Source organism: Aeromonas rivipollensis, assembly GCF_037811135.1.
Taxonomy (GTDB): domain Bacteria; phylum Pseudomonadota; class Gammaproteobacteria; order Enterobacterales; family Aeromonadaceae; genus Aeromonas; species Aeromonas rivipollensis.
In genome coordinates this window covers 1,686,754-1,705,052 of the sequence record NZ_CP149130.1, presented here as the reverse complement: position 1 = coordinate 1,705,052, position 18,299 = coordinate 1,686,754, and the positions used below count along the sequence as shown (strand labels likewise).

25 protein-coding genes are annotated in these 18,299 nt (G+C 60.2%); 23 read left to right on the top strand and 2 right to left on the bottom strand.

The window, feature by feature from the left end; translation table 11 throughout:
• Positions 1–211 precede the first annotated feature (211 nt).
• Positions 212–1,255, bottom strand: a complete 1,044-nt coding sequence (locus WIR04_RS07860) for a phage portal protein (protein ID WP_338891725.1) — start codon at positions 1,253–1,255, stop codon at positions 212–214.
• Positions 1,252–3,021 carry a terminase ATPase subunit family protein gene (locus WIR04_RS07855; protein WP_338891724.1) on the bottom strand — a complete coding sequence of 590 codons (1,770 nt, stop codon included), beginning with the start codon at positions 3,019–3,021 and terminating at the stop codon, positions 1,252–1,254. The genes WIR04_RS07860 and WIR04_RS07855 overlap by 4 nt, the downstream gene beginning before the upstream one ends.
• A gap of 149 nt (positions 3,022–3,170) precedes the next feature.
• Here WIR04_RS07855 and WIR04_RS07850 point away from each other — a divergent pair, with 149 nt between their 5' ends.
• From WIR04_RS07850 to WIR04_RS07740, 23 genes are all read left to right on the top strand, one after another.
• Positions 3,171–3,992 (top strand): GPO family capsid scaffolding protein, encoded by an 822-nt coding sequence (locus tag WIR04_RS07850; RefSeq protein ID WP_338891721.1) that lies wholly within the window; start codon positions 3,171–3,173, stop codon positions 3,990–3,992.
• Positions 3,993–4,004: 12 nt separating this feature from the next.
• The gene (locus tag WIR04_RS07845) at positions 4,005–5,036 is read left to right on the top strand and encodes a phage major capsid protein, P2 family (protein ID WP_338891719.1); all 1,032 of its coding nucleotides are present in this window, start codon (positions 4,005–4,007) and stop codon (positions 5,034–5,036) included.
• A 9-nt stretch (positions 5,037–5,045) separates the two neighbouring features.
• On the top strand, positions 5,046–5,726 hold the full coding sequence (gpM, locus tag WIR04_RS07840) for a phage terminase small subunit (RefSeq protein WP_338891717.1): 681 nt from the start codon (positions 5,046–5,048) through the stop codon (positions 5,724–5,726).
• Positions 5,727–5,823: 97 nt separating this feature from the next.
• Positions 5,824–6,294 carry a head completion/stabilization protein gene (locus WIR04_RS07835; protein WP_338891715.1) on the top strand — a complete coding sequence of 157 codons (471 nt, stop codon included), beginning with the start codon at positions 5,824–5,826 and terminating at the stop codon, positions 6,292–6,294.
• Positions 6,294–6,497: a tail protein X gene (locus WIR04_RS07830; RefSeq protein WP_025327452.1), complete on the top strand. Its 204-nt coding sequence runs from the start codon at positions 6,294–6,296 to the stop codon at positions 6,495–6,497. The genes WIR04_RS07835 and WIR04_RS07830 overlap by 1 nt, the downstream gene beginning before the upstream one ends.
• Before the next feature lie 2 nt (positions 6,498–6,499).
• Positions 6,500–6,730, top strand: a complete 231-nt coding sequence (locus WIR04_RS07825) for a TraR/DksA C4-type zinc finger protein (protein WP_025327453.1) — start codon at positions 6,500–6,502, stop codon at positions 6,728–6,730.
• Positions 6,731–6,739: 9 nt separating this feature from the next.
• Positions 6,740–7,102, top strand: a complete 363-nt coding sequence (locus WIR04_RS07820; protein WP_041214915.1) for a putative holin — start codon at positions 6,740–6,742, stop codon at positions 7,100–7,102.
• A gap of 1 nt (position 7,103) precedes the next feature.
• The gene (locus tag WIR04_RS07815; protein ID WP_338891712.1) at positions 7,104–7,376 is read left to right on the top strand and encodes a hypothetical protein; all 273 of its coding nucleotides are present in this window, start codon (positions 7,104–7,106) and stop codon (positions 7,374–7,376) included.
• A 1-nt stretch (position 7,377) separates the two neighbouring features.
• A complete protein-coding gene (locus WIR04_RS07810; protein ID WP_338891710.1) occupies positions 7,378–7,686 on the top strand; it encodes a phage holin family protein in 309 nt (102 codons plus the stop codon).
• Positions 7,683–8,504 carry an N-acetylmuramidase family protein gene (locus WIR04_RS07805; RefSeq protein ID WP_338891708.1) on the top strand — a complete coding sequence of 274 codons (822 nt, stop codon included), beginning with the start codon at positions 7,683–7,685 and terminating at the stop codon, positions 8,502–8,504. Before WIR04_RS07810 ends, WIR04_RS07805 begins: the two co-directional genes overlap by 4 nt.
• The gene (lysB, locus tag WIR04_RS07800) at positions 8,494–8,967 is read left to right on the top strand and encodes an Rz-like lysis system protein LysB (protein WP_236758574.1); all 474 of its coding nucleotides are present in this window, start codon (positions 8,494–8,496) and stop codon (positions 8,965–8,967) included. The genes WIR04_RS07805 and lysB overlap by 11 nt, the downstream gene beginning before the upstream one ends.
• Positions 8,861–9,103, top strand: coding sequence for an Rz1-like lysis system protein LysC (gene lysC, locus WIR04_RS07795; RefSeq protein WP_338891704.1), 243 nt, complete (start codon positions 8,861–8,863; stop codon positions 9,101–9,103). The genes lysB and lysC overlap by 107 nt, the downstream gene beginning before the upstream one ends.
• On the top strand, positions 9,078–9,548 hold the full coding sequence (locus WIR04_RS07790) for a phage tail protein (protein WP_201926206.1): 471 nt from the start codon (positions 9,078–9,080) through the stop codon (positions 9,546–9,548). Before lysC ends, WIR04_RS07790 begins: the two co-directional genes overlap by 26 nt.
• The gene (locus WIR04_RS07785) at positions 9,530–9,982 is read left to right on the top strand and encodes a phage virion morphogenesis protein (protein ID WP_338891700.1); all 453 of its coding nucleotides are present in this window, start codon (positions 9,530–9,532) and stop codon (positions 9,980–9,982) included. Before WIR04_RS07790 ends, WIR04_RS07785 begins: the two co-directional genes overlap by 19 nt.
• 72 nt (positions 9,983–10,054) lie before the next feature.
• A complete protein-coding gene (locus WIR04_RS07780) occupies positions 10,055–10,834 on the top strand; it encodes a hypothetical protein (RefSeq protein WP_338891698.1) in 780 nt (259 codons plus the stop codon).
• Positions 10,835–11,254: 420 nt separating this feature from the next.
• Complete coding sequence (locus tag WIR04_RS07775; protein ID WP_338891696.1) at positions 11,255–11,893, top strand: Rha family transcriptional regulator; 639 nt, start codon at positions 11,255–11,257, stop codon at positions 11,891–11,893.
• 240 nt (positions 11,894–12,133) lie between these two features.
• On the top strand, positions 12,134–13,369 hold the full coding sequence (locus WIR04_RS07770) for a hypothetical protein (protein ID WP_338891694.1): 1,236 nt from the start codon (positions 12,134–12,136) through the stop codon (positions 13,367–13,369).
• An 85-nt stretch (positions 13,370–13,454) separates the two neighbouring features.
• Positions 13,455–14,027: a phage baseplate assembly protein V gene (locus WIR04_RS07765; protein WP_338891692.1), complete on the top strand. Its 573-nt coding sequence runs from the start codon at positions 13,455–13,457 to the stop codon at positions 14,025–14,027.
• Positions 14,024–14,383: a GPW/gp25 family protein gene (locus WIR04_RS07760; protein WP_183149754.1), complete on the top strand. Its 360-nt coding sequence runs from the start codon at positions 14,024–14,026 to the stop codon at positions 14,381–14,383. Before WIR04_RS07765 ends, WIR04_RS07760 begins: the two co-directional genes overlap by 4 nt.
• A 5-nt stretch (positions 14,384–14,388) precedes the next feature.
• Positions 14,389–15,261, top strand: coding sequence for a baseplate assembly protein (locus tag WIR04_RS07755; protein WP_338892498.1), 873 nt, complete (start codon positions 14,389–14,391; stop codon positions 15,259–15,261).
• Between the two features lie 10 nt (positions 15,262–15,271).
• Positions 15,272–15,673, top strand: a complete 402-nt coding sequence (locus WIR04_RS07750) for a hypothetical protein (RefSeq protein WP_338891687.1) — start codon at positions 15,272–15,274, stop codon at positions 15,671–15,673.
• A complete protein-coding gene (locus tag WIR04_RS07745) occupies positions 15,673–17,088 on the top strand; it encodes a phage tail protein I (protein WP_338891685.1) in 1,416 nt (471 codons plus the stop codon). The genes WIR04_RS07750 and WIR04_RS07745 overlap by 1 nt, the downstream gene beginning before the upstream one ends.
• A gap of 1 nt (position 17,089) precedes the next feature.
• On the top strand, positions 17,090–18,298 hold the full coding sequence (locus WIR04_RS07740) for a gp53-like domain-containing protein (protein ID WP_338891683.1): 1,209 nt from the start codon (positions 17,090–17,092) through the stop codon (positions 18,296–18,298).
• The last annotated feature ends 1 nt before the right edge of the window (position 18,299 follow it).

The window sequence follows — 18,299 nt, the reverse complement described above, 5'->3', positions numbered from 1 at the left end:
TGCTGGCAGGGCTCGGCAGGCGGTGCCTGCTGCTCTGGGCTGGTGCTCGAGGATCAGAGAATATGTCGGGCGTGGTAAGCGGGTCGATGCAGTGACGGAGCGCTCAGACCGTCAGATGAGAGACAAAACTAAGCCCCCTCAGATGAGGGGGCTTTTCTTAAGCCATAAGGCGCACACAAACTCCAGGCGCTCGGTGTAACTCTAGCCTCGCCTATGCCGCTTGCCCTGTCAGATCTGACAGTCGGTAGGGATTGAACCGGATGATCTCATCCCCCGCCCAGTCATTGAGCGCCAGCAAGCTGGCCTTGATGCTGTCTATCTCGTTGATGTCGAACACCTGGGCGGCCTTGGTCACATCGCCAAAGCCGCCGGTACTGTTGGGCATGACCCCCATCAGCTGGGGCGGCACCCGGTGGCTGGCCAGCTGGTCATCCCGGCTCACGTTCTTGATGCTGAGGAAGTCATCCTTGGCTGCTACCTCGGCCACCGGGATCAGCTTGACCCCGTCCTTGCTGCCGCCCGGGGTGTAGAGCAAGAGGTTGCGGAAGTTGCCGGGGCCCTTGCTCTGGCGCAGGGCTTCTTTGAGCTTGGCGATGTCCCCCTCGTTCTGCACCGCGTCGGTGATGTGCATGATGAAGCCCGCGTGGCTGCCGTTCTCGTAGTAGCGGCGGCGGAACAGGGTGGCCGACTCGTTGAGCAGGGTGGAGTTCAGCCCGCCCACGTAGTCGGGGATGCCGTAGATCTCCTGGTTGATGTCGGCCTCCATCACGTGGCCCACCCGGCCTGCGGGCAGCGTCTGCTCCTGGCCGGGTTGGGCAATCCACCAATACTGGTTCAGATCCAGCGCGCGCCGAGTGTACTTGGCGCGCAGGTGGTCATAGCGCAGCACCCCGCCGAGCCTGTTCTGCACCGCCTGCAGATAGCCGTTGCCGAAGATGAGGTAGTCCAGCACCAAGCCGGTGAAGGCGGCCAAGCTCAATTTCGGATGCGGGATGAAGCAGGAGCGCAGGATGTTGCGCTTCACCTGGATGGCCGAGGCATGGTGCACCCCGGCCCGATAGACCCGGGACAGCCCATTGAGGGATAGCGGCGGCTCGTACCAGCGGCCGTTGTGCATGGCCTCCAGGTAGTCGAACACTTCCCGTTGCGATAAGACGGGCACCGGCTCGCCAAAGCTGAACGCCTCGATGGCCTCGCCGGGTTTCTGGGTCGCCGTCATCGGCGAGGTATGGCGCTGTGGGCGGCGCTTTCTCATGCGAAAATCTCCATCATGCTGGTATTGGCACCGGTGGCACCTGCCAGCGGTTCATGTAACAGGGCTTGCATGGTTGCCCAGGCAATGTCGGCGTGGCTGGTTTCGTCGGAGCGGCTCGCCTCAAAGGTCGGCATCTTGCCGCCCGCGGTCACGGCACGGCGGATGCTCATAAAGGCGGCCGCCAGATCGGTCATCCCGCTGTCGAATTCCAGCCGCCCCTTGTTCATCACATCCTGGGCCTTCATCACCATCTGGATTTTCACACTCGGGTTGTACTGGATGGCGGTCACTGCCGGGTAGAACTGCTTCACCAACTGGTAAACCCCCTCCCCGATCCCGGTGGTGTCGATGCCGATGTAGCCCACGTTGTAGCGATCGCACATGGCCTTGATGGCCCGCGCCTGGGCGTCGAAGTCCATCCCGCTCCAGCGGTGGCGCTCCAGTACCCGGAACTTGCCGCCCGGCACTGCCGGCGGAGCCAGCACGGAGCAGCCTGCGCTATCGCCCTGCCCGCCCTTGGCCGGGTCATAGCCGATCCACACCGAGCGGTTGCCCAGCGGGCGCAGGGCAAAGGGCTTGTAGTCGTCCCACAGCTCCCAACTGTCGACCATGCAGCGCTGCAGGGTGGCGAGCGGGAAGACGCTCGAGGTGTCGTCCATGAATTCGCACATCAGCAGGTTACGGTATTCCTCCTCGGAGTACTCGCCGCGCAGCTGATCCAAGTCGAACAGGTCACAGCCGCCGAGCACCGCATCCTCGACAGTGACAATCTGCCGCCATTGACCATCGGCGCAGAGCTTGCCGCCAGACAGATTGGCGTGGCTCAGGTCTATCTCGACCCGGTCGGCCTTGGGCTTGCCCCGGTTGAAATTGGCGCCGGACCAAAACGAATAAGCGGGATGGGAAAGGCTGGAGGGGGTGGAAATGTAGGTCTGGCGCCACTTCTTGTGCATCGCCATGCCGGAGGCCACCTTGCGGAACTCCAGAAAGCCATGGATCCAGAAGTATTCGTCCATGTAGATATTGCCGTGGTAGCTCTGGGCGGTGCGGGCGTTGGTACCGAGAAAATAGAGGTGTGCTCCGTTCGGCAGCACCATGGGGTCGCCCTTGAGCTCAACCCCCTCATCCTTGGCAAACTGGATGATGTACTGCTTGAACACATGGGCCTGCGCCTTGCTGGCCGACAGGAATATCTGGTTGCGCCCGGTGACTAGGGCGTCGATGAAGGCCTCGAAGGCAAAGAAATAAGTCGCCCCAATCTGGCGCGACTTGAGCAGGTCGCGGATACGGTACTGATTGCCGGCCACGTACCAGGTGCGCTGGTAATCGAACATGGTGGACTCGAAGCGCTCGATCAGCCGCGCCTGCTGTTCGGGCTCCACCACGTTGCGTTCGGGCGCCTTCTTCGGCCCCCTGTTGCGGTTAGCCACCTTGGGGTTGAGGTCGACCTCGTTGCCGCCGTTGCTGTATTTGTTGACCCGGGCGATGCGCTCTAACTGCCTGCCCAGCAGGTCAATTTCCTTGAAGTCGCCACCGCTCTTCACCTCCTTGGCGATCAGCTGGCACATCCGCGCCTCGATGGCGAAGTCGACCCGGTCAATGGGTTTGATGTCATCCCAGCCGTCGCGGGATTTCCAGGTGCCGACCGTCCCCTCCGGGGTCGCCAGCAGCTCCGCGATAGCTCGGATCTTGTACCCCTGAAAGTACAGGTGCATAGCCTGCCTGCGGGGTTCGATATGGGGGAAAAGTAAGGGTGCTGTCGTCATGGCGCCAGTCTAACCAGCCGCTACCGCTCCAAACTCCACCGCGCCAGTGTGCCAGCGCCGTACACACTGGCCGCCGATTGCACGATCCCGCCTGTCACCCAGACCATAACCGCGACATCACCACCCAATCACCAAAGGGATCCCAGCCCATGGCAAAGTCCAAATTTTTCCGTGTTGCCGTAGAAGGGGGCACGACCGATGGCCGCGCTATCACCCGCGAATGGCTTGAGCAGATGGCCCAGCGCTACAACCAGTCCACCTACGGCGCCCGGGTCAATATGGAGCACATCCGGGGCATTGACCCCAACGGCCTGTTCAAGATGTACGGCGACATTACCGCCGCCAAGACCGAAGAGGTCACCATCGAGGGCGAGAAGCGCCTGGCCCTGTTCGTCCAGATTGATCCGACCCCGGAGCTGATCGCGCTCAACAAGAAGCGCCAGAAGGTCTACACCTCCATCGAGATCCACCCCAACCTGAACGATAAAGGCGCCTACATGATGGGGCTTGCGGTCACCGACAGCCCGGCCAGCCTTGGCACCGAAATGCTGCAGTTTTGCAGCAAGGCCACCGTCAACCCGCTGGCCGACCGCAAGTACCATCCGGAATGCCTGTTCACCGAAGCGCTGGAAACCGTCATCGAATTCGAAAGTGAACAGGAGAAAGGCCCCTCCCTTGCCGAGCGCATCGCTGCGCTGTTCTCCACCCACAAGAAGCAATCCACCGCCGATTTCAGCGATGTGCACCAGGCCGTCGAGACCGTCGCGAAAGAGGTCACCACCCTCGATGCTGACCTGCAGAAGAAGTTCACCGAGCAGGCTCAGACCATCACCGAGCTGACCAACAAGCAGGACGCCACCGCAAAGGCGCTGGCCGACCTCACCGCCAAGCTGGAGGGCCAGGAAGAGCTCAGCCACAAGCGCCCGCCCGCCACTGGTAGCGATGGCACCTCCATTCAAACCGACTGCTAAGGACCATGCCCAATGCGTAACGAAACCCGCCAGAAGTTCAACGAGTTCACCGGCCAGGTCGCCAAACTCAACGCCATCACCAGCGCCATGGTGCAATTCAACGTGCAGCCCAGCGTCCAGCAGACCCTGGAAACCAAAATGCAGGAGTCGGTCGCCTTCCTCGGCATGATCAACGTCATCCCTGTCGATGAGATGAAAGGTCAAAAGGTCGGTATCGGCATCACCAGCACCATCGCCGGTCGCACCAACACCGACACCAAAGACCGCCAGCCCAACAGCCCGCACGGTCTCTACGACCAGAGCTACGAATGCGCCCAGACCAACTTCGACACCCAGATCGGCTACGGCCAGATCGACGCCTGGGCCAAGTTCCCCGACTTCCAGACCCGTGTCCGTGACGCCATCCTCACCCGTCAGGGGCTGGACCGCATCATGATCGGCTGGCATGGCACCAGTGCCGCCGCCGACACCGATCGCAACGCCCACCCCCTGCTGCAAGACGTCAACATCGGCTGGCTGCAACACATCCGCACCGACGCCCCGGCCCAGGTCATGAGCGAGGGCTCCGAGGGCAGCGGCAAGATCTACGTCGATGCCACCGACGGCGATTATAAAAACATCGACGCCCTGGTATTCGACGTTGTGAGCGAGCTGATCAAACCCTGGTATCAGGACGATACCGACCTGGTGGTCATCTGTGGCCGCAAGATGCTCTCCGACAAATACTTCCCCATCATCAACGACGCGGGCGACAACCAGAACAAACTGGCTGGTCAGGTGCTGGTGAGCCAGAAGCAGATCGGCGGCCTCAAGGCCGTGCGCGTCCCCTTCTTCCCCGAAGACAAGCTGCTCATCACCAAGCTCAGCAACCTCTCCATCTACTGGCAGACCGGCGCCCGCCGTCGTCACATCGAAGACGAGCCCAAGCGCAACCGCATCGTCAACTACGAAAGCACCAACGACGCTTACGTGGTCGAGGACTACGACTGCGCCGCCCTGGTCGAAAACATCGTCATCGGGCCGAACCCGGCCCCCGGCGAGTAAGGGGGTGGCATGACTCCCGCCCGCCGCCACCGCGAAAGAGCACTGGCCGCCCTGCAAGGGGCGGCCAATCCCCAATTCGACCAGGCCCGCGCCAACGCCTACGAGCTCCAGCTGATGCAACTGGCCGAACACCGCCGCACCCTCAAGGGCATCCAGAGCATCGAGCGCAAGATCGATGCCAAGCGCACCATGCTGCCGGTCTACAAGCCGTGGATTGATGGCCTGCTGGCCGCCGACCGGGGCGGACAAGATGACGTCCTCGTCACCGTCATGCTCTGGACCCTCGACACCGGCGATCTCGAAGGGGCCTTCAACATGGCCGACTACGTGATCCGCCACGGCCTCAGCACCCCGGACCGCTACGAGCGCACCGCCGCCACCCTGATCGCCGAAGAGGTGGCCGACACCGGCATCAAGCTGCAAGAGGCAGGTGCTGGCCCCAGTTATGGCCTGCTGTGCGCTTACCTCGAGCTGCTGACCCACTGCGACATCTTCGACCAGGTGCGCGCCAAGCTGCACAAGGCCGTGGGCCGCGCCGCCCTGGCCGACGGGTTCAAGGAGCAGGCCGCCCAGCACTACCGCCGTGCTCTCGAACTGCACGACAAGGTGGGCATCAAGAAAGAGCTCGAAGTGCTCGAGCGTGAACTGAAAAAAGAACAGCAGCCCGACGCCACTAGCGGCGGCAGCTAACCGAGCGAACCCCGCACCCTGGGCGGCTCGGGCCTGACGAATGCGTTTCGCATACCAGACGGTCCGACCACCGCCCAACAAGCGGAGAAGGAACAACATGAGCAACGGATTCATTGCCAATGCACCCACGTCGCCAGCCGAAGGGGATATACCCTCCAGCCCCTTCTGGCCGGTGATCTCGCTGCCTGACCTGCGCGAAACCGTCCGGCTCGATGGCACCGTCACCACGGCCCGCCTCACCCATGCCGTGGTCGACGCCATCACCAGCATCAACCGGGATCTGGCTGACTGGCGCCGCGCTCGTGAGGCAGAAGGGGTCGCCACCCTGGCCGCCGTACCGAGCGAACTCATCAACAACGAATCGGCGCACCTGCACAGCTATCGGCGCGCCGTCTACGCCATAACCCGCGCCAACCTGCTGGAGCGTTACGCCGACTACAGCGCCACCGGTGATGGCGTCAAAGGGGCCGATGCCAAAATCATCAGCTCTGACGACCTCTACCGCGACGCCCGTTTTGCCATTCGCGACATCCTTGGCACCACCCACAACACGGTGGAGCTCATCTGATGGAGCTGCGCAGCCAGCAGGGTGACACCCTCGACCTCATCCTGTTCCGGCACTACGGCTACACCGCAGGCATCACCGAGCAGGTGCTCGCACTCAACCCCGGTTTGGCCGCGCTCGGCCCCATCCTCCCGACCGGAACCCTCATCACAATGCCAGCGGCCCCCACCCAGGCCGAGCAGCCGCTGATCCAGCTATGGGACTGACCATGAGCCGCCTCGACGACGAACTCGAACGACTGGCCGACATCAGCGAGCAGCAACTCGCTGCCCGCATCCACGCCGCCCGCATCAGTGGCACCGGCCCGCACTACTGCATCGACTGTGAAAACCCCATCCCGCAGGCGCGCCGTGAAGCGATCCGGGGCTGCGAACGCTGCGCCGAGTGCCAGACCATCCACGAATTTCAAACCGCTCGCCACTACGGCAGCAAACGATAGGAGAGCACGATGCCAGAACCGATTTCATCCAGTGCAGCAACCAGCACCCTGAGCGCCTTGGCGTTGCTGTCCCTCTTCCCGGGCGTTGACCCCGGCGTCCTGCTCGGTGCATTCGCCGGGGCGCTGGTGTTCATCGCCACCACCGCCGAGCTGGGCAACCTGCGCAAAGCGGGCCTGTTCGTTGCCGCCTTCGTGGCGGGGGCACTGGCGGCGCCGCTGGTTGCGGCCATGCTGGCCAGCGTGCTGCCACTCAGTGTCGAGGTCCCCAGGGCCGTCGGTGCAATGCTGGCCTCGGCCTTGGCCGTCCACCTGTTGCAGTGGATCCTGCGCAAAACGCCGGAAGACCTGCTCAAACTCCGCAAAGGAGGCTGATATGCACCAACAGGACAGTAAAGCCTTCTCCAGGGTCTTGTGGCTTGTGGGGCTCCTGAAAGTTGTTGAGAAATCAGCGTGGCAATGGGCTGCGGTCTGCTTGTTGTTGATGCTGGTTGAATTTTTAAGAGACGCACCATTCAACCCGCTGAACTCCTTCGTAACGTCGGTCGTTTGCGCATTAGCTTGCGCATTCGTAATTGAACTGACGCGAGCGCTAATCCGGTTCATCAAATGGGCTCGGCGCAAGCGCCAAGCCCTCAACGGGGGCTGACATGCTGACCATCCTCTACGCCATGATCTGCGCCGCCATCGCGCTGCGCATCGCCACCTTCAACCGCAACGGGGGCGACTATCGCTCCCTGCCAGCCCTGCTGGCTTGGGTCATCACGGTCGCCGCCGGGTCCGTGCCGCTGCGCGCCCTGCTCGGCGTCATGCCAGCCCCTGATCCAGCCGCCGTGCTGCTGGTCGCCGTGGTGCTGACAGCCCTGATCGGTTCTCGCGGATCAGTCATGCGCCTGCTACCGCGCCGGCGCCAGCAACCGACTTCCGCCAGCCACCTGAACGGGAGGTTTCAACCATGAGCCTGAAAAAAGGGGATACCGGCGCCGCCGTCGCCGATCTGCAGCGTCGCCTGACCAAAACCGGTTATCCGCTCGATCCGGATGGCTGGTTTGGCGATGCCACAGAGCGCGCCCTGCTCGCCTTCCAGCGGGACCATATGATCACCGCCATCGGCCAGGCAGGCCCCCGCACCATGGCCGCCCTGCTCGGCAGCGAACGCGGCAACCAGCTGACCATCTACCACATGCAGGCTGGCGCTGACCTGCTGGGCCTGCCGCTGGCCACCATGGCCACCGTCGCCCAGGTCGAGAGCATCGGCGAGGGGTTCACCACTGACATGCGCCCCGTGGTGTTGTTTGAGCGGCACGTATTCTACAAGCAGCTCACCCAGCACTTGGGCAAGGCCACCGCCGACCAGATGGCCGCCCGTTACCCCAACCTGGTCAACCCCAAGCGCGGTGGTTACACGGGCGGGGCTGCCGAGTGGGAGCGGCTGCGACTCGCCATCAGCCTGCACAGGGAGGCCGCCATCGAGTCGGCAAGTTGGGGGATGTTCCAGATCATGGGCTTTCACTGGCAGGCGCTGGGCTTTGCCTCGGCCAGCGGCTGGCAGGCCGCCATGCAGCGCAGCGAAGTCGACCACCTCACCGCCCTGTGCCACTTCATCCAGCAAGACCAGGCCATGCACAAGGCGCTGCAGGGCCGTAAATGGGCCGACTTCGCCCGCCGCTACAACGGCCCGGCCTACAAAGACAATGACTACGACACCAAGCTCGCCAAGGCATACGACCACTTTGCCAAGGTCTACCCGGTGAAGGAGGTGGCGGATGTGGCCTAACCTGCTGCGCTCCCCCCTCACCTGGTTGCTGCTGGCGCTGGCCGTCGCCTTGGCCGGCTGGGGCTGGTCGGCCCGCTCTGCCGCCAAGGCTGAGGGCAAAGTCTCCACCCTGCAAAGCGACCTCAAGGCCGCCAACGACAAGGCCAAAGAGGCCGAGCAGCGGGAGAAACTCAAAGACGGGGCCATCGATACCCTCACCGGCGAGCTGGACGCCCAGGCAACCGCCGCCGCCACACTGCAACGCCAGCTTGGCGATCTGACCATCACGGCCGCCAACCGGGCCGATACCATCAAGAGGCTCAAACGTGAAAATGCCGAACTCAAGGAGTGGGCTGATCGCCCTCTGCCTGATCCTGTTGTCAGGCTGCTCCAGCGCCCCGCCCTCACCGGTGCCGCAGATTATCAGGCTCACCTGTCCAGCCCCGGCGCCCTGCCAACTGCCGGCAGCCAGCCCGGTCAATAACGGCGATCTGCTCGACCAATTGACCCAGACCGAGGCCGCCTGGGCCACCTGCGCCGCCCAGGTCGACAGCCTCATCGCCTGCCAGCAACGACACCAGAACGGGAGGGAACATGGAAAAGCCAAAACAGATCCGTGAGGTACTGACCCGCTGCGTGCCCCACCTCAAGACAAACCCCGACAAGCTGCACATCTTCATCGCCCCGGGCAACGTTGAAAGCACCGGCGCCCGCTCGCTCTCGTTCGAGTGGCAATACCCCCTCACCATCGGCATCGAGGACTTTGCCGGCCACCCGGACCAGATCATGGTGCCGCTGCTGGCCTGGCTGCGCCAACACCAGCCCGAGCTGATGACCAACGACGAGCAGCGCAAGGAGGGCATCACCTTCGAGGCGGAATACTTAGCCAACGACCTGATGGACCTCATCATCACCGTCAAGCTGACCGAGCGGGTCAGGGTCTGGCAGAACGAACAGGGGATTGGCTGGGAGCACCTGCCAGAGCCGCCGGAAGACCCCTATGACGGCATCACCTGGGAACTCTTCATCAACGGGGAGCCTCAGCCATGGCCGCCGACGACCTGAGCCGCCTGACCAGTTGGGCCGATGGCCTGCTGGTCAGCATGGAACCCGCCGCCCGTCGTCAGTTGGCGGGCGAGATGGCCCGCACCTTGCGCGCCAGCCAAGCACAGCGGATCCGCGCCAACCTCCAGCCCGATGGCAGCCCCATGACCCCGCGCAAGCCTCAACCCAAGCTGAAGCATGGCCGGGGCCGCCTTCGCCGCAAGATGTTCTTCAAGATCAGCAACACCACCTGGCTCAAAGCCCGCGCCAGTGAGCAACAGGCGGTAGTGGAGTTTGTCGGCACCGCCAACCGGCTCGCCACCATCCACCAATACGGCCTCAAAGACCGCATCAAGGGCCGCGAGATCCGCTACCCGGCGCGGGAGCTGCTGGGCATCACCAACCAGGAGGTGGAAAAGTTGGAGGAGTTGTTGTTGGCCCATTTAAGCACATGACATCGCTTCAGCATGGCCTGTAGAATCAGGGACTTATACGACCCCACTAACAAATCAACTTAGGACGGTGGAATGAACAGGCAAGCGGCATTTAGTCTACGAGAACAACGAAACCAACAACTCCTTAATAAAATGGAGCCCACATTACTAGCGAATGAGAGCACTAACCAAACTATGCCATTTTGGCAAAAAACACTATTATTCTTACCTGTTATTTATGCAGCTATTTATCTGATCGGTTTAATGTATCATATTGGCTACCTAAGTGAATTTGGACTGAGCCCTTATGATTTTCAGCAACCTGCGGACCTTATTTTAGTTAGAGGTGGTCATTCGCTACTTAGCTCATCAGCAGTTGAAAACCCAATGATTCCTTTGTTTTTCTTAGCATTTTCCATTCTGACAATCATATACTACTCCACTCTTTCAATCAGAAGCACTAAGACGACCAGTATATATACCCCCCCTAAATACCGTCGAAAAAAATATGGTCGTGTGTTACTTGAGTTGGCCGAGGAGAAAATTAAAAAAACTAGCGATAGAGTTAATAAACTCTCACCAATCATTGATCAGCTAATTATTTTAATTGTTTCAACCTTCTGTATTGTATTTCTTTTGGCTCTTTCATTACAAAGTGGAATCACAGACGCTCAGCGACAAAAAAAGAAGCTCTACTTACCTGATCCTACTAATATAAAAGTCGTATCTTCATTGTTGAATGATGGCCCATATTTACGCGTTGCTTGTAACACTAGTCATTGTGCCTATTGGAACAAGGCTGGCACTCTCATCCTGCGCCATGACCAGGTAGAGCAGACATTCCTCCCCCCCAAAGAGCCCAAGAAGTCCTGATAGCCCGGCAGAGGGCCGCACCACTGTGGCCCTGTGTTTGCCCCCTGCTGAAACAGACATCCCCTGCCCTGACGGAAATCGCTACCCTGCTGCTTGTGTTGTGTGCGGTCGGGCAGGGTTGTGCCGATTGGTGGTTGATGGTTGCGGTTGGTTGCGCGATACTGCGCAGGCAACGGCAAAATCCGTTGCCGGGATTGAGACCCCGTAGCATTCCAAGCGCACAACACGCGCCATGCGTGTTTTTTTTGTGCGGCCCAGTAGCACCCGCAATTTCAGTTATGACGGGCTGGGCAGGGCAGCCTCACGGCTGGCCGGTTTCCTTGGATGCCCGGTAGTCTCAACCCTGTTCAGCTCGTCACCAGTCGAGATTGAGACCTCATTGGTGGCGATTCAACTGCATCGCATCCGAGGAATCACACCATGAACAACATCACTCCCTTTGCCCCTGCCGATCTCATCAGCCTTCAACAAGGTCAACCTGTCACCACTTCCCTGAAAGTCGCCGAAGTGTTTGGCAAGCAGCACAAAGACGTGTTGCGCAAAATCGCCACCCTCGACTGTTCCAAAGATTTCAACGAGCGCAATTTTGCGCTCGTTACCTATAAGGATGGGAAAGGGGAAGCGCGACCGGCGTATGAGATGACCAAAGACGGCTTTATCTTTGTGGTGATGGGCTTCACCGGCGCCAAGGCTGCAGCGACCAAAGAGGCCTATATCAACGCCTTCAACTGGATGGACGAACAGCTCGCTGCCACCCATCGCCCGCAACCGGCAATCAGCATGACCGATGACGAACTCTCTACCCTGACCTGGTGCTGGCGTGCCGCCGACCGGATGATGGATGCCGCCCGCAGCATCTATCCCTTGCTCGAGGTCGCCGAACACCGCGACGCCGGCCGCTACTACTCAATCATCCACGAGTACCCCTACACCCTGAACCAGGCCCGCAAGATCCTGGCCGACCGCACCCGCCATATCCAACCCAACTCCCACGGCGACAGCGACTGGCCCAAGCTGATCCCCCACCTGCGCCGCGAACCCAAGGCTATCGGTTGGTAATTCATTGATACTACAATCACAAAACCAAAGGCCCATACGGGCCTTTGGTTTATCTCAGGCGTAAAATACTTCACACCAAGAGTTATAATGAACAGTCCAAGACCAATCTATAGGTACCTAAAACATAAATAAGAGGACTTATCAGACACAGATGTAACAAGGGTAAGTAACATATAATCAGGCTCTGAAACAGATCAAATAATTCAGATGTATAAAATAATTAGAGGGAAGGGTTGCATTGTGTTTTTTTCAAGCAAAGAGAATGAACTAACCATCAAGAATACTATCAAGTATTGCGAAAGAAATATAAGTAACAGTAACATTCCAGATTTTGAACGAAAGTTAATTAATGCTATCTATATAATGTTAAGTGCGTTTATCAAAGAACCAGCCTTCTGGGATGAGCACTGCTCAGTCGGCATATCTGACATTGGGGATAGCTTTCTTACTCGCTTAAATAAAATTGACAATGGCATTTCAGATGGCGGGGGTAAAGTTGAAGCACTTTATATATCATCGCTTAGATTATTCTATGAGGGGTATTTAGCGAGCGGCATCGAACTATCTTCTGACTATAATTACGTAATTAAATTAACAAAGGATGAAAATAATAATTTTAGTGAAAATGCGCGAGAATATATTGATTTCATCATGAGCAATCTCTCAACCCATTTATTTAGAAAGTTAATGAGCAGTCCAGGGGTTAAAGCTCTAAAAGAAATTTCAGGCACAGTGTCTAGCGCTAAGTCATTAACACAGGAGTGGAATGATAAATTATCTGAAAACATCGAGAAGGCTAACAATCTAAAAAAATCTATTGAAGGCTATACTGATGCATTCAATTTTGTTGGTCTACACCAAGGGTTTGATCAGCTTCACAAAAGAAAGGTAGAAGAGAAGAATAGATTGATTGGATTGATGTTTTTTCTAGCTATTTTGACAATATCTCCTTTCGCAGCGAAAATGTGCGACATATACTTCTCAAGCACACCTGTTACTAGCTCTCTTGAAGGTAATGAAAAGCACCAACCAACAATAGAAGAAAAACAAAAAACATCGGCTAACAAAGAAGTAAACCTATTAAAAAAAGAAGATAAAAAAGACTCAATGATTAATGAAGATAGTAATGAGACATCTAGTAAAAATGACGAAGGCAATATATCAACTAAATTGTTTAACCTATTGCCAATAATTTCATTCGCGGCTATATTATTATATTTTTTCCGGGTTCTTCTTTTTAACTACAAATCAGTTTGTGCTCAAGTCTTGCAAATTGAACTAAGGATGACACTGTGCAGATTTATTCAGCATTACGCAGAGCACGCAGCTGAAATAAAGAAAAATAGTGATATAACACTGGACCGTTTTGAAACAGTGATCTTCTCTGGGCTTGTAAGTAATGACAGCGATCTCCCTGCGACTTTTGATGGAGTGGAACAACTGGCATCTCTATTCAAAACAATGAAAGGTAACTAACCTAACTTTCTGTTGGCCATTGTGAAACACCGTTACACAATGGCCTCCCCTCGCCTTCTCAGCCATTGCCCAAAACAATGGCCCCATGCAACCGACCCCGACTGAACTCCAACGCCAGATCGACAACCTGATCCGCATCGGCACCGTGACCGCCGTGCGATCCGGGGAATGTCGCGTCAAGACCGGCGACCTCATCACCAACTGGCGGCCCTACGCAGCAGCGCGGGCCGGGAAGAATCGCACCCGTCATCGCCTCTCCATCGGCGAGCAAGTGCTGTTGCTGTCGGTCAGCGGCGATCTGCGCAATGCCTACATCGTCGGCCCCATCAACTGCATCGCCTTCCCCGAACCGATGGCGGACGATGACAACCCGGATCTCGACCGCACCGAATACAGCGATGGCGCCGTCATCGAATACAACCCGACCACCGGCGCGCTCAACGCCACCGGCATCAAGTCTGCCAACATCGAGGCGTCCGTCACCGTCAAGCTCATCACCCCCATGGTGGAGTGCACTCAGGCCCTCAAGGTCGGTTCGACCATTGAAGCGGGCGGCAAGATAACCGCCCCCACCGCCAAGATAGGCAACGTCGAAGTCACCACCCACAAACACAGCGGCGTCAGCACTGGCGGCGGCCAAACAGGGGGCCCGGCATGAACTGGCTCGGCATGAATGCTGCCACCGGCCGCGCCATCAGCGCCACCGACCACATTATCCAGTCGGTGCGCGACATCCTGATCACCCCGGTGGGTTCCCGGGTCATGCGCCGCGACTACGGCAGCGAGCTGTTTTACCTCATCGACCAGCCCCAGCATCAGGCCACCCGCCTGCGCCTGATGGCCGCCACCGTGCAGGCCCTTATCAACTGGGAACCCCGCATCACCATCACCCGGGTCGATGTGCTGGGCGGCGGCATGGATGGCGCCCTCACCGTCGAACTCACCTGGCAGCGCAAGGACGGCGGCGCGCCGGAGTCTGCTTCTATCGCCATTCCCACAGGAGCCGCCAATTGAGCAACGTGGATTTGACCCAGCTCCCGCCGCCCTCGGTGGTGGAGCCTCTCGATTTCGAGACCATCCTGGCCGAGCGCAAGGCCACCCTGGTGAGCTACTACCCGGCAGACCAGCAAGCAGCCATCGCCGCCACCCTGGAACTCGAATCCGAGCCGCTCAACAAGCTGCTGCAAGAGAACGCCTATCGGGAGGTGGTGCTGCGGGCCCGCATCAACGATGCAGCCAAGCAAACGCTGCTCGCCTTTGCCAGCGGCACCACCCTCGACCACGTGGTTGGTGAATACAACATCGCCCGCCTGCTGGTCACCCCGGGGGATCCGGCGGCCAATCCGCCTGTCGATCCGGTCTATGAATCAGATGACCGCCTGCGCCTGCGCGGCCAGATGGCTTTTGAGGGGCTGACCACTGCCGGGCCAGTCAATGCCTACAAGTTTCACGCCCTGTCGGCCAGTGCCGAGGTGGCGGATGTGGCCGTCGACAGCCCCTCGCCGGGTACCGTGCGGGTGACCCTGCTCTCCCCTGCCGGCCAACCCAGTGCCGACACCCTCAATCGGGTCAGCCAGGCGCTCTCGGCCGATGATGTGCGCCCACTGTGCGATCTGGTGGCCGTCGAGCCCGCCCAGATCAAGCCCTATGCCGTCGATGCCACCCTCAACGCCACCGGCCTTGGCAAGGAGCAGGCCATTGCAGCGGCCACCGCTGCCATGAACCAGACCGCTGCCGCTTATTACCGGGTCGGGGCCACTGTCCCGCTCTCGGCCATCTATGCCGCCCTGCACCAGCCGGGGATCGACAGCGTCACCCTGCGCGCACCGCTGGCAGATGTCACCTGCACGGCGCAGCAGGCCGCCAAACTCACCACCCTCCACCTCGATTAAGGACCAGACCATGGCAAACGCCCTCTATGACAAAGGCCGCGAGAAGTTTCTCACCGGCGCCATCAACGCCAGTGCCGACACCCTCAAGTGCGCGTTGATCAAAGACACCTACGCCCCCACCCTGGGCAGCGACGAGTTTTTCAGCACGCTCTCGTCCCACGTGGTCGGCACCCCGCAGACCCTGACCAGCAAGACGGTCACCGGCGGCGTGCTGGACGCCGCCGACGTCACTTTCAGCGCCGTACCCACGGCGGCGGTGAAGTATTGCGCCATCTACAAAGACACCGGCAGCGCCGCGACCAGCCCGCTGATCGCCCTGTTTGACTCGGCGGCGGGTCTGCCGGTCAGCACCAACGGCGGCGACATCATCATCGCCTGGGACCCCGGCGCCAATAAGATCTTCAAACTCTGATGGCAACCCTCTATCCCGTCTGGCGCGGGTCACTGACCTATCACGACGGCACCCTGTCATTCGACGGGGCGGCGATCTACCGGGGCACCCTGCCGGGTGACGATGACCCCGCGCCGGTCGCCATTGCCGGGGTCAGTATCGGCCTGTCAACGGGCGGGATAGCAGCAGGGCAAATCGGTGGCATGGCGGCATTACAGCGCGCCAGACCAACCGGGATCAGTCAGTTCGCAGCAGGCACGGGCAAGCTGACCCACCGCACCGCGCCCAGCACCATCGAGGCTGGCGCCAATGGCGCCCCGGACACCACCGCCAGGGCCAGCGTGGCGACTCTGGGCGACCTGCTCGCCATGGGAGCCCCCGAGATGTCCACCCAGATCACCTTGGCGGGGCTCAGTGCGGGCGCACTGGGGGTGGCCACGGTCAGGGCTAAACTCGGGGCAGGCGGCGTGCAGCCTGATGCCATCGAGGTGCCGACGATTGGGCAGCGCCTCGCTCCTGCCGGCTTCGATCTTGGCGCCCTGGGCAGCCACCGGGCACGAGTGCGCCAGATTGTCGGCGCCCTGTCTGACGGCCAGAGCGGCGCCCACCGGCTCAATGCCCGGCTGGCGCAGGCCGCGACCCCCTTCACTGGCGCAGTGGGGAGCCCCGTCGCCAAGTACGCGCGGATCCTCTATCCGCTGGCCCCCGCGGTACCGCTCCCCGGTCTGCCCGCCATCACCGCCGCACTGGTCCCGGCCCCGTTGCTGCCTTCGGCACTCTCGCCGGTTGCCAGCACCACGCGCCTGACCACACGGGGCTTTGATGGCTGCACCTTCGGCGCGGCCAAGGTGCATCGCCTGCCCCTGCCATTGCCGACCACCCGGGATCTGCTGCCGCCCTCTGCCACCCGGCTCGAGCACCTTGCTGCTGCCACTCTGGCCAGCACAGTGACGCCGGAGGTGATCACCGCCACCCGCTTTGCTGACACCTGCCCGGCCCCGCTGCTGCCCTGGCTCGCCTGGGCCAGGTCCGTGGATTGGTGGGAGCTGGCCGAGTCAGAAGACCAGCAGCGAGCCCTCATCAGCGCCTCGTTCCGCCTGCATCAGCGCAAGGGCACCCCTTGGGCCATCAAGGAGGCGCTGGCCGTGCTGGGCTTTGGCGACAGCACCATCATCGAACGCGCCACGGGCCGCCGCTATGATGGCACCCTCGCCTACAACGGCAACGAACCCCACGGGGATCCGTCCCAGTGGGCCGTCTATCGCGTCATCCTCGCCCGCCCGGTCACCACCGTGCAGGCGAACCGCATCCGGCGCCTGCTGGCAGAGATGGCCCCGGCCCGCTGCCATCTGGCGGCCCTCGATTACACCCAGGCGCCCATCACCTACAACGGCGCCGCAACCTACAACGGCAACTACAACCACGGAGCCTCCTGATATGGCGAATTTACAAGAGGTGGTGAGCTGGGACGCTGGCGTCTATCAGCTCGAAGCCAGCGACCCGGTGCTCGGCGGCCCGGGGGGTACCTCCAACAAACAGGCCCAGGCGCTGGCGAACCGCACCGCCTACCTGAAAAAACACATGGATGACCTGGAAGGTGGCACCACTGCCGCCGGCAAGGCCAACAAGCTCACCACGGCGCGCATCATTGCCGTGGCCGGGGATGTGACCGGTCAGGCCTCGTTCGATGGCAGCGGCAACATCTCCATCACCGCCACCTATAAAAACTCGGGAGTCGTGGCGGGGACCTATCGCGCCGTCACCGTCGATGCCAAGGGCAACGTCACCGCCGGCAGCAACCCCACCACCCTGTCGGGATATGGCATCACCGATGCCGTGCCCAGCAGCCAGAAGGGGGCCTCCAACGGGGTCGCCACCCTGGACAGTGGCGGCAAGGTGCCCGTCGCCCAGATCCCGGCCACCGCCATCACCGACACTTTTGTCGTCGGCACCCAGGCCGCCATGCTGGCCCTGACCGCAGAAATCGGCGATGTCGCGGTGCGCACCGACCTGAACAAGAGCTTCATCCTGCGGGTGGCGGGCGCCTCGACCCTGGCCAACTGGCAAGAGCTGCTCACCCCCACCGACGCAGTGCAGTCGGTAGATGGCCAGACCGGGGTCGTGGTGATCCCCTCCGCAACAGAAGCGGCTCTAGGCAAAGCGCAAATAGCCACCCAGGCCGAGGTCGACGCTGGCGCGGATGACAGCAAGTTTGTGACGGCATTGAAGCTGATGAACTGGGTCAAGCAAGCCGGGGAGTCCGTGCTCGGCTTGATGAAGGTGGCGACGCAGGCGCAAACCGACGCAGGAACAGCCGATGATGTGGCAGTAACGCCGAAAAAACTGCGCTTTGGCTTTGTCGCACAGTTGAGCGGCATCGGGTACATCAAATTTCCGAGTTGGCTGGGTGGGCTGATAGTGCAATGGGGTAGCAACACGGTTCCTATCAATGGCACGCTCAATGTGACTTTGCCGATCACGTTCCCTAATGCAGGCCTGCAAGCGTGGGCTACCTATGACTACCCCGACAGCACGACTTACCCGACGCTGGCAATCCGGATCGCCTCCAGCTCTCAAATTCAGTTAGGTGGCAAGGCGGCAGCTGGCAGCAATTTCGGCCTGCGTTGGCTGGTTATTGGTTACTAGG

Coding starts and splice junctions, on each gene's coding strand:
- WIR04_RS07860 (WP_338891725.1), bottom strand. CDS start 1,255: ATGAGAAAGCGCCGCCCACAGCGCCATACCTCGCCGATGACGGCGACC.
- WIR04_RS07855 (WP_338891724.1), bottom strand. CDS start 3,021: ATGACGACAGCACCCTTACTTTTCCCCCATATCGAACCCCGCAGGCAG.
- WIR04_RS07850 (WP_338891721.1), top strand. CDS start 3,171: ATGGCAAAGTCCAAATTTTTCCGTGTTGCCGTAGAAGGGGGCACGACC.
- WIR04_RS07845 (WP_338891719.1), top strand. CDS start 4,005: ATGCGTAACGAAACCCGCCAGAAGTTCAACGAGTTCACCGGCCAGGTC.
- gpM (WP_338891717.1), top strand. CDS start 5,046: ATGACTCCCGCCCGCCGCCACCGCGAAAGAGCACTGGCCGCCCTGCAA.
- WIR04_RS07835 (WP_338891715.1), top strand. CDS start 5,824: ATGAGCAACGGATTCATTGCCAATGCACCCACGTCGCCAGCCGAAGGG.
- WIR04_RS07830 (WP_025327452.1), top strand. CDS start 6,294: ATGGAGCTGCGCAGCCAGCAGGGTGACACCCTCGACCTCATCCTGTTC.
- WIR04_RS07825 (WP_025327453.1), top strand. CDS start 6,500: ATGAGCCGCCTCGACGACGAACTCGAACGACTGGCCGACATCAGCGAG.
- WIR04_RS07820 (WP_041214915.1), top strand. CDS start 6,740: ATGCCAGAACCGATTTCATCCAGTGCAGCAACCAGCACCCTGAGCGCC.
- WIR04_RS07815 (WP_338891712.1), top strand. CDS start 7,104: ATGCACCAACAGGACAGTAAAGCCTTCTCCAGGGTCTTGTGGCTTGTG.
- WIR04_RS07810 (WP_338891710.1), top strand. CDS start 7,378: ATGCTGACCATCCTCTACGCCATGATCTGCGCCGCCATCGCGCTGCGC.
- WIR04_RS07805 (WP_338891708.1), top strand. CDS start 7,683: ATGAGCCTGAAAAAAGGGGATACCGGCGCCGCCGTCGCCGATCTGCAG.
- lysB (WP_236758574.1), top strand. CDS start 8,494: ATGTGGCCTAACCTGCTGCGCTCCCCCCTCACCTGGTTGCTGCTGGCG.
- WIR04_RS07790 (WP_201926206.1), top strand. CDS start 9,078: ATGGAAAAGCCAAAACAGATCCGTGAGGTACTGACCCGCTGCGTGCCC.
- WIR04_RS07785 (WP_338891700.1), top strand. CDS start 9,530: ATGGCCGCCGACGACCTGAGCCGCCTGACCAGTTGGGCCGATGGCCTG.
- WIR04_RS07780 (WP_338891698.1), top strand. CDS start 10,055: ATGAACAGGCAAGCGGCATTTAGTCTACGAGAACAACGAAACCAACAA.
- WIR04_RS07775 (WP_338891696.1), top strand. CDS start 11,255: ATGAACAACATCACTCCCTTTGCCCCTGCCGATCTCATCAGCCTTCAA.
- WIR04_RS07765 (WP_338891692.1), top strand. CDS start 13,455: ATGCAACCGACCCCGACTGAACTCCAACGCCAGATCGACAACCTGATC.
- WIR04_RS07760 (WP_183149754.1), top strand. CDS start 14,024: ATGAACTGGCTCGGCATGAATGCTGCCACCGGCCGCGCCATCAGCGCC.
- WIR04_RS07750 (WP_338891687.1), top strand. CDS start 15,272: ATGGCAAACGCCCTCTATGACAAAGGCCGCGAGAAGTTTCTCACCGGC.
- WIR04_RS07745 (WP_338891685.1), top strand. CDS start 15,673: ATGGCAACCCTCTATCCCGTCTGGCGCGGGTCACTGACCTATCACGAC.
- WIR04_RS07740 (WP_338891683.1), top strand. CDS start 17,090: ATGGCGAATTTACAAGAGGTGGTGAGCTGGGACGCTGGCGTCTATCAG.